Origin of the sequence: Spirosoma spitsbergense DSM 19989 (assembly GCF_000374085.1) — a bacterium.
Lineage (GTDB): Bacteria > Bacteroidota > Bacteroidia > Cytophagales > Spirosomataceae > Spirosoma > Spirosoma spitsbergense.
This window is the reverse complement of the sequence record NZ_KB893570.1, coordinates 1-13774: the sequence shown is the minus strand read 5'-3', so window position 1 is coordinate 13774 and position 13774 is coordinate 1. Positions and strand designations below refer to the sequence as shown.

The 13774-nt window shown below is 48.1% G+C and carries 14 protein-coding genes; 5 read left to right on the top strand and 9 right to left on the bottom strand.

Annotated features, from left to right (window positions below; all coding sequences use genetic code 11):
* The first annotated feature begins 29 nt into the window (after positions 1-29).
* Complete coding sequence (locus B157_RS0123350; RefSeq protein ID WP_020605731.1) at positions 30-1250, top strand: anhydro-N-acetylmuramic acid kinase; 1221 nt, start codon at positions 30-32, stop codon at positions 1248-1250.
* A gap of 26 nt (positions 1251-1276) precedes the next feature.
* On the opposite strand, the gene mog is transcribed toward B157_RS0123350, so the two are convergent.
* The 3 genes from mog to B157_RS0123335 all read right to left on the bottom strand — a co-directional run bounded on the left by mog (position 1277) and on the right by B157_RS0123335 (position 4766).
* Entirely contained in the window at positions 1277-1798 is a 522-nt protein-coding gene (mog, locus tag B157_RS0123345; RefSeq protein ID WP_020605730.1) for a molybdopterin adenylyltransferase, read from the bottom strand.
* Positions 1799-1883: 85 nt separating this feature from the next.
* Positions 1884-3704: a glycosyltransferase gene (locus B157_RS0123340; protein ID WP_020605729.1), complete on the bottom strand. Its 1821-nt coding sequence runs from the start codon at positions 3702-3704 to the stop codon at positions 1884-1886.
* Between the two features lie 96 nt (positions 3705-3800).
* On the bottom strand, positions 3801-4766 hold the full coding sequence (locus B157_RS0123335; RefSeq protein ID WP_020605728.1) for an isoaspartyl peptidase/L-asparaginase family protein: 966 nt from the start codon (positions 4764-4766) through the stop codon (positions 3801-3803).
* Positions 4767-5300: 534 nt separating this feature from the next.
* Here B157_RS0123335 and purU point away from each other — a divergent pair.
* A complete protein-coding gene (purU, locus tag B157_RS0123330) occupies positions 5301-6158 on the top strand; it encodes a formyltetrahydrofolate deformylase (RefSeq protein WP_020605727.1) in 858 nt (285 codons plus the stop codon).
* Here the strand turns inward: purU and B157_RS0123325 are convergent.
* The 3 genes from B157_RS0123325 to B157_RS0123315 form a co-directional block, all read right to left on the bottom strand.
* Positions 6105-7232, bottom strand: a complete 1128-nt coding sequence (locus B157_RS0123325) for an alkene reductase (RefSeq protein WP_020605726.1) — start codon at positions 7230-7232, stop codon at positions 6105-6107. The two genes, purU and B157_RS0123325, sit on opposite strands and share 54 nt — an antisense overlap.
* Positions 7233-7302: 70 nt before the next feature.
* Positions 7303-7578 carry an ArsR/SmtB family transcription factor gene (locus B157_RS0123320; RefSeq protein WP_020605725.1) on the bottom strand — a complete coding sequence of 92 codons (276 nt, stop codon included), beginning with the start codon at positions 7576-7578 and terminating at the stop codon, positions 7303-7305.
* Between the two features lie 8 nt (positions 7579-7586).
* Positions 7587-8327: a copper homeostasis protein CutC gene (locus B157_RS0123315; protein ID WP_026308913.1), complete on the bottom strand. Its 741-nt coding sequence runs from the start codon at positions 8325-8327 to the stop codon at positions 7587-7589.
* A gap of 204 nt (positions 8328-8531) precedes the next feature.
* Here B157_RS0123315 and B157_RS0123310 point away from each other — a divergent pair, with 204 nt between their 5' ends.
* A complete protein-coding gene (locus tag B157_RS0123310; protein ID WP_009284883.1) occupies positions 8532-8753 on the top strand; it encodes a DUF2795 domain-containing protein in 222 nt (73 codons plus the stop codon).
* A 208-nt stretch (positions 8754-8961) separates the two neighbouring features.
* Here the strand turns inward: B157_RS0123310 and B157_RS0123305 are convergent, their stop codons facing one another.
* The gene (locus B157_RS0123305) at positions 8962-9444 is read right to left on the bottom strand and encodes a sterol desaturase family protein (protein ID WP_020605723.1); all 483 of its coding nucleotides are present in this window, start codon (positions 9442-9444) and stop codon (positions 8962-8964) included.
* A gap of 162 nt (positions 9445-9606) precedes the next feature.
* Here B157_RS0123305 and B157_RS0123300 point away from each other — a divergent pair, with 162 nt between their 5' ends.
* Positions 9607-10272, top strand: a complete 666-nt coding sequence (locus B157_RS0123300; RefSeq protein ID WP_020605722.1) for an AlbA family DNA-binding domain-containing protein — start codon at positions 9607-9609, stop codon at positions 10270-10272.
* A gap of 71 nt (positions 10273-10343) precedes the next feature.
* Positions 10344-12404, top strand: a complete 2061-nt coding sequence (locus B157_RS0123295; RefSeq protein ID WP_020605721.1) for an OPT family oligopeptide transporter — start codon at positions 10344-10346, stop codon at positions 12402-12404.
* Between the two features lie 154 nt (positions 12405-12558).
* Here the strand turns inward: B157_RS0123295 and B157_RS0123290 are convergent, their stop codons facing one another.
* Together B157_RS0123290 and B157_RS0123285 are read right to left on the bottom strand one after the other, a co-directional pair.
* Positions 12559-13164 carry an OmpH/Skp family outer membrane protein gene (locus B157_RS0123290; protein ID WP_020605720.1) on the bottom strand — a complete coding sequence of 202 codons (606 nt, stop codon included), beginning with the start codon at positions 13162-13164 and terminating at the stop codon, positions 12559-12561.
* A gap of 57 nt (positions 13165-13221) precedes the next feature.
* Complete coding sequence (locus tag B157_RS0123285; RefSeq protein WP_041952253.1) at positions 13222-13599, bottom strand: hypothetical protein; 378 nt, start codon at positions 13597-13599, stop codon at positions 13222-13224.
* Between the last annotated feature and the right edge of the window lie 175 nt (positions 13600-13774).

Sequence of the window (13774 nt, the reverse complement as noted above, 5' to 3'; positions counted from 1 at the left end):
AATTAACTTCAGTCAACAAATTCTTCAGTATGAACGTACAAATCCAGCATTTATACGATATCGCCCAAAAAACCGAACGTCGAATCATTGGTCTTATGTCCGGTACTTCGCTCGATGGGCTTGATGTGGCACTATGCCGAATTTCAGGCAGCGGTCCCGATACCAACGTTATACTCGAAGCGTTCGCTACAGTGCCCTATGCTGATGAGCTGAAAGCCGATATTCGCCTGATTTTTGCCAAAGACCAAATCAATTTCGAACACCTTTGTTTGCTAAACCCGTACATTGGCAGGCTGCATGGGCAAATGGTTCTTGATTGTTTACAGACCTGGGGTATCCAGCCTGATATAATCGACTGCGTGGCTAGTCATGGGCAAACTGTTTACCACGCTCCTAAAAGTCAGCATCAAAAGGAGAAGTTTCCTAACGCTACGCTCCAGATTGGCGATGGCGACCATGTTGCGGCTGTAACCGGTATAATCACCTTTAGCGACTTTAGGCAGAAACACGTAGCCCACGGGGGCGAAGGGGCGCCATTGGCTGTCTACGGCGATTACTTCATGTTCTCTGAACCGAATGAAAATCGTATTCTGCTAAACATGGGTGGTATTGCCAATTTTACCTATCTACCAGCCGATGGAGACGCCACCAACGTTTTCACGACGGATACCGGACCGGGTAATACACTATTGGATGCTTATGCCCGCCAATTCCTGAATAAACCGTACGATGAAGACGGTCTGTTAGCGGCTTCCGGAACTGTTAATAATGCATTGCTTCAGGCATTGAAGTCGAATGCGTTCTTCGAGGCACCTTTCCCTAAAACGACTGGCCCGGAAGTTTTTAATACGGATTACGTCAATGATGCTCAGGATAAGAGTCAAACCCAGGCTCTATCAAACGCCGATTTAATGGCTACGCTGGTACAATTCAGCGCTGAAACGATTGTAAATGCTATTAGTCGTACCATACAGGGCAAAGAAATATGTGGGAACGCTAATTCCCACATATTTCGGATTTACATGAGTGGGGGAGGGGTTCACAATCCTGTGCTCACTCGTACGCTCCAGACATTATTGCCCGATTGTACCTTTGGTCGGACAAATGAGCTTGGTATAAACGGTGATGCCAAAGAAGCTGTCTTATTCGCTGTGTTAGCGAATGAAAGCCTGGCTGGTGGGCGTACGTCATTCGGCAAGCGAGAGGGCGTTCCCAGTGTAACAATGGGAAAAGTGAGCTTTCCAGCGTAACGCCCCTCAATAGGCAGGAAACACTATTATTTCGGTCTGAATACAGCCATTTTATCTTCGTGGGTAGTCAGGAAAGGCCCGCCGATAAGGTCGATACAATAGGGGATAGCGGGAAACACGACCGATAGGCATTGGCCTATGGCCTTCGGCTTGCCCGGTAAATTCAGCATAAGTGTCTGATTCCGGATACCAGCCGTTTGGCGGGATAAAATGGCCGTTGGGACGTATTTTAGGCTTTCCTGCCGCATTAACTCCCCAAAACCGGGCATCAATTTCTGGCAGACAGCTTCCGTAGCTTCGGGAGTTACGTCGCGCACAGCAGGACCGGTACCGCCGGTTGTAACGACCAGACAGCAACCTTCCTGGTCGGCCAGTTCAATCAGGGTGGCTTCCAGCTGATTTTGCTCGTCAGGAATGATGCGGTAAACGGGTTGCCAGTCGCAACTGAGCCATTCGGTTAGGAAACCAACCACGGCTTTTCCGGGAATATCTTCGTATATACCCGCACTTGCCCGATCTGAGACGTTAATAATACCGATTTTGATCACGTGTGAACTATGAGGTTGTATAGGCAAACTATGATGTAAGGTGTCTGTGGTTATCCACATCCTACATCATAGTTCACACATCAGTTTACGGCTTTTTCCGCTTCAATGCTAAATCGTGCGCCGTATCGTAGTAGGAGCGAAGACTGCTCCAGTCGAACACATCGGCGATACTTTCCACCTGATTTCGCTGCTTGATACGGTCGCGCTGGGCCATTTTGACAAACCGGTACAGTACATCGGTCAGTTGGTCAGCAGCTTCATCGAACGACTGGGTGCGCCGGTTGATAACGTATATACCCCGGTTTTCGTAATCACGCATAATCTGCATGATAAAATCACCGAAACCCGACTGATCGCTGGTAACCGTTGGAATGCCTCGTACAACGCATTCCAGGGGTGTATAGCCCCACGGTTCATAATAACTCGGAAATACGCCAAGGTGGCAGCCCCGAACAAACTGGCTGTAATCCAGGCCAAACAGGGGATTGGTAGAGGCAATAAAATCCGGGTGATAAACGATTTTGACCCGGTCGTATTCATTGTTGACCAGATTTGCTTTTTCGATAAACCGGGTCATATCATCCGGTTGTACCAGATTGTGGGTAACGTAGGGAGGTAATCGATGCGTTTTCCAACTCTGAACTGTCCTCCGTAGGCGAAGGCGCCAGTACTCATCCACAAAATTGTTTAGATCCGGCAGTTTCGTGCTCTGCGTGTTGGAGGCTGCCGCATGAAATAATCGGTCACCTACCTGTTTTTCAATGCTTTCGCAGGTTTCCTGAATTTCATTGAGCAGTGCCCGCGAATGAAGTACTTCTGGATTTATAGAGGTGTAAGGCTGCTTGGTAACCATAAACATGACCACCGTCATGTCCATATTATTTTCCCGCATCCGATGATTCAGACGGGCCAAGGCTTCCAGGGTGATGTCGTAGCCTTTATTGGAAAACTCGAAACGGCCCGAGGTAAAGAAATAGAGCGTTTTTTCCAGATCGAACGAGTAACTCTGGAAAAAGTGCCCCATTACGAACTCATGAATTTTCTCCTTGTATTGGACGTGCAGATTCTGAAATTCGTGAACGGCGGCAAAACGAGTCACATTAAGACCATTGGGGAGGACAAGATCCGGACTTCGACCCAGAAAAACCTCACATTCACGCGCTGTTACGTCGCTAACCGTTGTAAACACGTTTGCTTGCAGCGCAGCTAATCGCTCGATGGTAGCCTGCGTTTCAATTCCGTAATGCTGTGCTTCCCGCTTCCAGTCGAAAAAGGGTAGTTTGCCGTAAAAGCCCGGTTCATTTTGAGCCAGATACCGACCCAGCATCGTAGCGTGAGTGGTGAAAACAGTCGCTACTTTAACGTTATCGCGACGCAGATCAGGCAGGCCGGTACTGGCCATCCATTCGTGAAAATGCGCTACAAAATCAACCCGTTTTGCGTGTCCTTCGGCCAGCAGGGTAATGAACTGACGCACCATCTCGCCAAAAACAATCGTCTGGTTGACGAGGTCTTCAACATTTAGTGTGGATAATTGATGGTTTATCCATAGTTGCGTCTTTATTTGATTCAACTGGTCTGTACTAATGCTGTTTATATCGAACAGCACTACCCGGGGACGGCCCGTAACGAGCCAGTAACCATACTCAACCCCGTACCCCAATTGACGCATCTTCCGAACGGTCTGTCCAATTTCCGTTTCGTCCAGTTCAACAATAGGTTCAAATTCGGCCGCTGACCGCTGTGGGAAGTAAGGCCCCAGGGCTACATAGTTATCGTCCCACTTTTCGACCATTGCCGGTACTTTCGACCGGATAACCGTATAAATTCCGCCTACCTGATTACATACCTCCCAGGCTATTTCGAGTAGGAGTTTCCGCTTCGATGTTGAAAAGACTGATTCCAATGTAGTTACTGATTTTGAGTAATTAGTTAGTATGGGTACCTACAGCATACTTTTACCTTGCAAATAACTAGTATAAACAATAAAAGAAAAATTTGTTTATTTTAAATATGATTTAGCATCAATTACCTGTACAGCCCTGTTTAGCGTGATAGTGTAGTTAAAACCCTTCTGAATGCTAAATGCGCCGTACTCTCCCTGCTTATTCACGGCCAGAAAACCGACCTGTATATCCTTAAAATCCTGCTTATTTACAATTCGGAGAGCAGCCTCTTCGCATGCCTGTTGGGGTGTACGGCCCTGCCGCATTAACTCAACCACCAGAAAAGAGCCGCAGGTACGCATAACCAGTTCACCCAAACCGGTAGCACAGGCACCTCCAAATTCATTATCCACAAACAAACCCGCCCCAATAATGGGCGAATCGCCTACCCGACCCCGCATCTTATACGCCAGTCCACTGGTAGTACAAGCCCCGGAGATGTTACCCTTGCTATCAATGGCCAGCATTCCGATGGTATCGTGCCGTTCTATATTGGCAATGGGTTTATACTTCGCCGTTTTGAGCCATTCCCGCCATTCTTTCTCCGCTTTTGGCGTAAGGAGATTCTCTTTTGTAAACCCATTTGCCAATGCGAAGTTTAAGGCTCCTTCGCCACTAAGCATGACGTGTGGCGTTTTTTCCATCACTGCCCTCGCTACGGAAATGGGGTGCTTGATGTGTTCCAGAAAGGTCACGGACCCGGCATTTCCTTTCTCATCCATAATGCAGGCATCGAGCGTAACGTGACCATCCCGGTCGGGGCGGCCCCCATAGCCAACGCTCATATCATCGGGGTCTGCTTCTGGTATTTTAACGCCTGCTTCAACGGCATCCAGCGCACTACCCCCTTTATCTAAAGCGGCCTGCGCTGCGGCATTTGCTTTGGGCTGTTTCCAGGTAGAGATAACGAGCGGGCCACTGGTGGGGGCTGAATGTAGTACACTGTTTTTATGAGCAAAAGCCAGTGAAGGGAACAGGCCGGATAGCGAACTCAGGGTTAGGAAACGGCGACGATTTAGCATAGGGTAAGGAAATGTTAATTTGGTCCTAAATCTACTAATTAGTTATAAAGTCAGCACACCAGGAGAAATAACCAGGTTTTGATTCAATATGATTACCGTATAATCATTGCCGAAGGTAGATGATTTGTTTGTTTCAGAGAAGCCTAACACCTATTTTGTATACTTCTTATTCGCTACCCATGCCGAAACTGATACGCACTTTTGCTACTACCGATGATGTCCATTGCCAAATCTTGGTTCCGTGTAATGAGTTGTGGGCAAAATAGGCATACTAACTCACCTAGTACCAGTACATCCATTCTTCTCTTGGATATGGATGCGGTTACAGATCCGAGGGTTTTTCTCGCTACCTCTACCGAAAGACGTACAAATAGTAACTAGCCGCAGCGAAATTGCCTTCCTCAAAACTGTGTCCCTAGTATTGGTCGAGTACGAACCCTATACTGGTAGTTTATATCGTAGGGGGGAGTAACCAGAAGACGGGTAGTAATTGCTCTGTCTTTTACTTACTTTATTGAGGTCAATCGTCAGATTATGAATACGTCAAGTACCAAACACATTCTGCTCATGGATGGCCCTGACAGCAAGGGCCTGATTTATCACGTCATGGGCGTGTTGCTCCGGCACAATCTGAACGTGATTCATAACGATGAGTACGTTACCCCCGACGGGCGGTTCTTTATGCGAACGGAGTTTGAGGGTACACTCGATACGGACGCGCTGCTGACCGAATTGCAAACTACATTACCCGATTGGGCAAACCCATTGGCTATCCGGTTCCGGCTGAATCCGAAGCAGAAGAAAAATATTGTGGTGATGGTTACTAAAGAACACCACTGTCTGGGCGAGTTGCTGATTCGGTACGCGTTCGATGAATTAGATGCCAATATGCTGGCCGTTGTCAGCAACTACAACACTCTGCAACCGTTGGTCAGTAAGTTTGGGGTTCCGTTTCATTACATCTCGCACGAGGGCAAAACCCGCGAAGAACACGAAGATGCCATTCTGAAAACGCTTTCCGGTTACGAACCGGAATATGTAGTGCTGGCGAAGTACATGCGCGTACTAACCGCCGATTTTGTCAATCACTTTCCAAACCGAATTATTAACATCCACCATTCCTTCTTGCCCGCTTTTGTCGGGGCAAACCCCTATCGGCAGGCGTTTGAACGGGGGGTGAAAATAATTGGGGCCACCGCTCATTACGTGAATAACGAATTGGACGAAGGCCCCATCATTGCTCAGAGCGTGATAGAAGTAAATCACCGGTATACCGCTGCCGACATGGCTACGGAAGGCCACGAAGTAGAAAAGCAGGTACTGGCCAGAGCAATGAAGTTAGTTTTCAGCGACCGTGTTTTCATCTATGGTAGCCGAACGGTCGTTCTGTAAAGTCGGGTAATCGGTATACCCTTTTTCGCCGGGGGTGTAGAAGGTGTTGAAATCCGGCTGGTTAAGTTCGGCACCCGTTTTGAACCGCTCGACTAAATCGGGATTCGAGATAAATGGACGGCCGAAGGCAATCAAATCGCCCTTGTTATTGTCCAGATCCACTTCAGCCCGGTCTGCATCGTACCCACCCGACAGAATGAGCGTACCGTTGAATGCATTCCGAATGGTTTCTACAATATGTGAAGGCACAGTGGGGGCGCCCATTGCCGAGTGGTCGACCAGGTGAATATATACTAGACCAAGTTCGTTAAGTTGCTTCGCCAGGTGAGTATACGTTTCGTCGATTTCATCGTAAGGATGCATGTCGCCGTTGGCACCATAGGGCGATAGCCGGATACCCGTTTTCTCGAAACCAATAGCTTTCCCAACGGCTTCGGCTGTTTCCAGGACAAACCGGGAGCGATTTTCAACACTACTGCCAAACTCGTCGGTGCGTTGATTAGACGAAGGATTAAGAAACTGTTCGATCAGATAGCCATTTGCTCCGTGCAACTCTACCCCATCGAAACCCGCTTCAATTGCGTTCTGAGCGGCTATAACAAACTCCTGAATGACAGCCTTCACTTCATCCGTAGTCAGGGCGCGGGGCGTTGGGTGGTCTTGCATGCCTTCCGTATCGGTATACATCTGCCCGCTGGCTGCCGTAGCTGATGGAGCCACTACTTCGCCACCGTTAGTTAGGTTAGCCAAGTGCCCGATACGCCCAGTATGCATGAGTTGAGCGAAGATTTTACTGCCTTTTTCGTGTACCGCTTTTGTTACGGGTTTCCAGCCGTTTACCTGGTCGGCATTATACAGGCCCGGAATGCGGGCATAGCCTTCGCCATTGGGTGAGGGAGATGTATCTTCGGTAATGATAAGGCCAGCCGAAGCACGCTGGGCATAATACTCCGCTATGATAGGTGTTGGAATATGATCGACCGTAGCCCGGCTACGAGTCATGGGAGCCATCACAATATGATTTTGCAGGGTAAGTTTACCCAGCGTGGCAGGAGAGAATAATTTCTGTGACATACCGAAACAGTTGGTTGAATTTCGGTAGGTGAACGCACTGATATATCGAAAAGTTTAAATGCATTTCCGGTTATTCGCTCAATTTTTTCAGAAAACCGGCCAATTTATCGAAGACTTCTTTGTTGAGCGAAAGCTTCTGGCAACGGCCCGTTTTTTGACTGACAACTAACCCACTATCTACCAGTAGTTTCACGTGGTGGGAAACGCATGGTTGCGATAAACCTGTAATTTCCTGTGCTCCAGTGCCGGTGATACTGCCTTTTTTTGCCAGTTCGAGCAGGATTGAGAGCCGGTATTTATTAGCTATTGCGGCAGTTGTTTTCTCAATCTCATTCGGTTCTATCATAAACGAAGTTACTGCTTTGGCATCGAAAAAGAGAGAAGCAGGCTTTTTATCTTATCCTCACCAGCCTCTATGTATTCATATTCGCCAGCTATTGACGAAGCCATGGATACCGATGGTTGCCGGTACCTCATCCGGCTATCTTCTTTCTGACTACCACTCAGGTGCAGGATATCTACGCCCGATTCAGCCAATTGACCTGCATTGTGGGTATTCACCCCAGCCCCAGCCATAAGCGTGATACGGCCAGCTGCTTTTTCGGTTAGTTGCCGAAGTACAGATAATCCCTGCTCGGCAGTCTGATGCTGGCCGGAGGTAAGAATGCAGGTGGCTCCCGATCTGATTACTGCTTCCAGTGCTTCCAACGGGTCACGAGTCATATCGAATGCGCGGTGGAACGTGACGGGTAAGGGTTGGGCTAATTCTACCAATTCCTTTGTTTGTGTTTCATTTACGGTGCCATCGGCATTCAGTATCCCAAATACCAGCCCATCTGCCCCCAGCGATTTAGCCACCTTAATATCCACTCTCATAACCGCCAGTTCGGTTTCAGAATAGTGAAAATCACCCCCTCTGGGCCGAATCATCACATGGATTGGAATGGACAGGTTTTGCCGGGCCAGTTGAATTAATCCGGCGCTGGGCGTAGTGCCTCCTTCGGCCATTCCACCGCATAATTCAACCCGACTGGCTCCAGCCCGTTGTGCCGTCTGGCACGATTCTAGCGAGTATACACAAACTTCAATAAGCATCATTTTCAGGACGTGAAAAATATAATTGAAACATTTTCCGTCAGTCAAACTCAAACGTAAAACAAAAAAACTTTCAGCACGTTAATCGCCTAAATCCCGGCAAAACAGATACGTCAAACATTTTTGGCAAAAATAGCTTGGATATTACCGTTTTTTTTACTTTTGCACCCTCATTGGAAATAGCTATTAACTAAAAGACATACTATGTACTGGACACTCGAATTAGCTTCCTATCTGGAAGACGCCCCCTGGCCCGCCACAAAAGACGAATTAATCGACTATTCGATTCGCTCAGGTGCCCCCCTCGAAGTAGTAGAAAATCTTCAGGAACTTGAAGACGACGGTCAACCTTACGAAAGTATTGAAGAAATCTGGCCTGATTATCCCACTAAAGATGATTTCTTTTTCAACGAGGACGAGTACTAAGACACCCTGGTATCATTAAAGCAAAAAGGCGTAATTCTCTTCGAATTACGCCTTTTTGCTTTTTGTACTTCTTCAGTCAAGCCGGATAGCCCTGACTGAAGTCTGCGACAATCTGCTAATTCAGACGAAAATAGACGTGAGAATAAAGAAGTAAGCTATCGATTGGCAGTGTCGTAATTCTTTGCTCTTATATCCTTGCCAATCTGAATTAGTATTGACTCGCTTGTGTCTCTGCCTTCTTCTCTTTCACGGGCCGATCATATTTTTCGGGAGCGTAAAGAAATCCGAACGCTTCTGCCCCTTCTTTGGAGTGTATCTTGTGATGGATGTAATGGGCACGCATGATACGCTGCATATATCGGCCACTGGTATTAACCTTCAGTTTTACGCGCCGATGGACAATAATATCGTGGAAGACAAAGTAAAAAAAACCATACAGCGTAACTCCCGCTCCGATCCAGGTTAAAAAACCTACTTCGGGAAAAGCAACTCCCGTACCAATCAAACCGATGGATGTGATGGCGAAGACAACGGCAAAAAGGTCATTCATCTCGAAAAAATCATTGTGGTGATTATGGTGATCGCGGTGCCAACTCCATAAAAAACCGTGCATGATGTACTTGTGGGTAAACCAGGCAACACCTTCCATAAATAGGAAAGTGCCTACAACCAGCGCAATGTTTATCAACATATTCGTGTTATTTGAGCAGTGTAATTCGTTTTATTAACAGATTGATTTATTGAAAAGTTGGCTTCTACTGGTTAACTTTTTACCGAAAAATAGAGATATATACAGAATAGTTGCAAGTTTATTCAAAAGTAGTATCTTTATAGCAAGTCAGTGCTCAACCAGATGAACCCATCGGTTATGGACTATCAGGCGCTTAAAAACCTGGTCAGACGGGGAGAGAGTAGTAGTTTAGAGTTTAAGCTGAAAACAAATCATCCCGAGAAAATAATCCGGGGCGTGGTAGCCTTCGCTAATACAAACGGCGGTATCATGCTCATCGGCGTCGCCGACGACAAACGGATTCCGGGACTGAAATATGCCGACGAGGATGAATACCTGCTCGTCCGGGCCATCAACAAATTCTGTTTTCCGCGTATTTCCTACACAATCGAACGGGTGCAGCTTTACGACGAACGGGAAGTTCTTGTTATTCGTGTGCCTCGTAGCCCCACCCGACCCCACTACATTATTCCCGACCCCGCCAACCCCGACGATAAGAAGGTTTACGTGCGCGTAGCCGATAAATCGGTGCAGGCCAGCCGCGAGGTGCGCGAAATCCTGAAGGGCGAACAGGCCGAACGGCACATTCGCTTTACGTATGGAGAAAAAGAACACCGACTCATGCAGCATCTCGGCGAGCACAACAGCATTACGGTCGATCTATTTGCATCGATTGCTGGTATTTCGCGCCGGATAGCGTCCCGAACACTCGTATTGCTTGTGTTGGCCAATGTGCTCGAAATCCATCCCAGCGATGTGATGGATCAATACACAACCCGGCCTATATAACGGGATTGGGTATAAGCGGGGAATGTCTTACTTTGTGAAGTTCAATTACAGGCTTCACAAATTGTCAGACTATGTCTCAACCCATACCCGCCCATAAGCCATTTATACCCGCTTCCGAATCACCGGCTGAGTTTACCCTGAAAGCTATCATTACCGGGGCGGTGTTTGGCGTACTGTTTGGAGCCGCAACGGTGTATCTGTCTCTAAAAGCCGGTTTGTCCGTATCCGCTTCTATTCCCATTGCGGTACTGGCTATTTCGCTTGGTCGTCGGTTTTTAAACACCACCATTCTCGAAAATAACATTATTCAAACAACCGGTTCGGCGGGGGAGAGTATCGCGTCGGGGGNGGNATTTACCATGCCGGGCTTTCTGTTTCTGACCAACGGAACGGGGGCTGACTTCTTCAATTACTGGACTATTCTCACGCTGGCCATTCTGGGTGGACTGATTGGCACGCTAATGATGATTCCCCTTCGGAGGCCATTGATTGTGCAGGAGCATGGTACGTTGCCGTATCCGGAAGGAACCGCCTGTGCGTCGGTGCTGATAGCGGGTGAACGCGGGGGGGATTTTGCCAAAACAGCCTATCAGGGACTGGGAGCTGCGGCCTTGTATGCGCTGTTGCAAAAAGTACTGCACGTCGTTGCTGAGGTGCCGGTTTGGGCTACCCGCCAAACGAATCGATACTTTCCATCGGCACAGGTAGCGGGAGAAATAACACCGGAGTATCTGGGTGTTGGTTATATTATTGGTTTTCGCATTTCGGCGGTACTGGTCGGTGGTGGTATTCTGGCCTGGCTAGGATTGATTCCCCTGCTGGCGTCAGTTGTACCGGGTGATACCATTGCCCTGCAACTCCAAAAACTCGGCTACCTCGATAATCTCCAGACGGCGGGCGGACCGGGCGGGTGGAATCCCACAACGCACACCTTTGCCGATACGGCAGCTGCCATTTATCGGGCATATATCCGGCAAATTGGGGCCGGGGCCGTTACAGCAGGCGGGTTTATGACCCTGATTAAAACCATCCCGACCATTATTTCATCCTTTAAACAAAGTTTCAGCCGGTCGTCCGTTAAGGCAATTGAAGAGGAAGAAGCATTGAGCGAGGGAAGCCATACCCCCCGTACCGAACAGGATTTGAGTGTTCGGATTGTTATCATCGGGAGCGTAGTGCTTACCCTGCTGATGGTTGTACTCCCGCAAATTCCCGGTGATTCGATTCTGACCAAGCTACTGATTGCTATTCTGGTGCTGGTATTTGGTTTCTTCTTCGTCACCGTAGCCAGTCGGATTGTGGGCTTGATTGGCTCCAGTTCGTCGCCGGTATCGGGTATGACCATTGCGACCATCATGGGCACGTCACTCATCTTCATCGCTTTCGGCCTGACTGGTAAAGCGTTTGAACCTGCCGTACTGGTAGTGGGTAGTATGATTTGCGTGGCGGCTGCTAATGCCGGGGCTACCTCGCAGGATTTGAAAACCGGTTATCTGGTGGGGGCGACCCCAAAATACCAGCAGATAGCGCTGTTTATCGGCGTTATTGTTTCCTCGCTGGTCATTGGAGCAACGGTGAAAGTGTTAGATACCCCTACCCCCGATTTGCTGGCGCAGGGTATCACACACGCCATTGGTTCAGATAAGTTTCCAGCTCCGCAGGGAACGCTGATGGCCACCCTCATCAAAGGCTTGCTGTCGTTCAACCTCGACTGGCAATTTGTGCTGGTGGGGGCGTTCATTGCTTTCGTATTTGAATTGTGTGGCGTTAGTGCACTGGCATTTGCGGTGGGGCTATACCTCCCCCTTTCTACCACCCTGCCCATTTTTGCGGGTGGCCTGGTGAAGTCAATTGTCGACTGGAATGCCAAACGGAAAGGGACGGTTGAAGAAGACCCTGACCTTGGAAAAGGCAACCTGTTTGCAACCGGTCTGGTAGCTGGGGGAGCATTGGCCGGTGTCCTTGTCGCCTTGTTATCAGTTAATGAAACCGTTTACAACGGACTGGCGTCCTTAACGCTGGAACCGGCCCTGGCTAGCGCGTTGGGCGAAGAGGGGTACATGTTGCTGGGCGCACTGGCCTTTGGCGGTCTGGCAACAATTCTGTGGCGCGTTGGCGAAAGCAGACGTTGAGGTATCGGTGAAGTGAAAGCAACTGTTGGACGATTTTCTGAACTCCCGTTTCTACTCGAACAGAGTTGGAAGTGAATTTCACCAAAAGCAAAAACCCGGCTCACTAGTTATTGAGCCGGGTTTTTGCTTTTGCCTGAAACGAAAGAGAACGCGTTTATTTTTTCTTCTTGGATGTTTCCTTTTCCTGATACTCTTTATTCAATCCACCCAGAATCACGCTTGTCCGGTCGGCAGATGGATCGGCAAACAGGATGCCTCCTCCTTTTGTGTAGCCCAAAACAAACTCATATTTATTCTGAGCATTTATCTTTTTAAGGTAATCGTAAATCTGGTCGTATAACTCCTTATTCTTATTTTGCTCCTCGGCTGCCAGATTTTGCGCGGCCCGATCTCTATAGGCCATAATATCCTGTTGTTCTTTCTGGAGTGACGCTTCGGTAGCACGACCCTGCTCCTGCGTCATGGTTGGGGCTTTCTGCTGGAAGAAAGCTACTTTATTCTGTAAGTTTTTTCCTTTGTTAGCGAGGTCATTTTCAAGCTGAAAACGCTTGCTTTCCAGGACTTTCTGAGTGTCCTTAAAAAAATCGTACTTGGTTAACAGCGAATCAACATTTACGTAGACAATCGCTTTCCCTTTGGCCTCAACCGGTGCTTTGGCAACTGGAGTCGTTTCTGTTTGGGGGCCTTTAAAATGCAGGTAGTACAGTACAGCTACGGCAATGGTCAGGATGACATTTAGAATCAATGAGGCATTCTTCACAGTAAATAAATCAGTTAGTTACAAGTTTATTTTACAAAGGTATAGGGAATTGTTGGATTATAAACGAGTGCGGCTAGTAGCATCAGGAGCAATGCGGCTTCCAGATGCCTGCCGAATATAGAACCCCGATAAGCCACTCAGCCCCCCAACCAGCCCACCCAGAATGGCTGTTGCCAGCGTAGGAAGGGACGCATTATTTACTTTAAAGAGTAACTCGCCCATCCGACCAATGAAATCTCCGCCAGCCTGCGCGTAGATAAATAACGCGTAGCCCAGCCATACAAGCGCAACACCATAAAAACTATACGTGAATGCCTGTCCTGCACTTTGGGAACGCCAAAGGCATACCAGAAATGTCACAATAGCCACGCTCCACCAGGGAAGTACTAACTGAGCCAGCAGGCCTAAAACGACAATCAGAATAAGTTGAATCATGTTTTTTTTGGGGATGAAAACCACCTTAGTAATGCTGATAAAATAAGGTGACATTTTAAGCAAGTACGAGATAGGTAAGTTGTGGATTGATTGGATGAGGGCGAATGCGGGTCAGGTCAATTTCCGACCGCGCCGTTTTTAGTCCCTTTTCGTATTGCTTTTCCACTATTCGTAC

Coding starts and splice junctions, on each gene's coding strand:
- B157_RS0123305 (WP_020605723.1), bottom strand. CDS start 9,444: ATGTTGATAAACATTGCGCTGGTTGTAGGCACTTTCCTATTTATGGAA.
- B157_RS0123285 (WP_041952253.1), bottom strand. CDS start 13,599: ATGATTCAACTTATTCTGATTGTCGTTTTAGGCCTGCTGGCTCAGTTA.
- B157_RS0123320 (WP_020605725.1), bottom strand. CDS start 7,578: ATGATAGAACCGAATGAGATTGAGAAAACAACTGCCGCAATAGCTAAT.
- purU (WP_020605727.1), top strand. CDS start 5,301: ATGAATACGTCAAGTACCAAACACATTCTGCTCATGGATGGCCCTGAC.
- B157_RS0123315 (WP_026308913.1), bottom strand. CDS start 8,327: ATGCTTATTGAAGTTTGTGTATACTCGCTAGAATCGTGCCAGACGGCA.
- B157_RS0123350 (WP_020605731.1), top strand. CDS start 30: ATGAACGTACAAATCCAGCATTTATACGATATCGCCCAAAAAACCGAA.
- B157_RS0123310 (WP_009284883.1), top strand. CDS start 8,532: ATGTACTGGACACTCGAATTAGCTTCCTATCTGGAAGACGCCCCCTGG.
- B157_RS0123335 (WP_020605728.1), bottom strand. CDS start 4,766: ATGCTAAATCGTCGCCGTTTCCTAACCCTGAGTTCGCTATCCGGCCTG.
- B157_RS0123300 (WP_020605722.1), top strand. CDS start 9,607: ATGAACCCATCGGTTATGGACTATCAGGCGCTTAAAAACCTGGTCAGA.
- B157_RS0123325 (WP_020605726.1), bottom strand. CDS start 7,232: ATGTCACAGAAATTATTCTCTCCTGCCACGCTGGGTAAACTTACCCTG.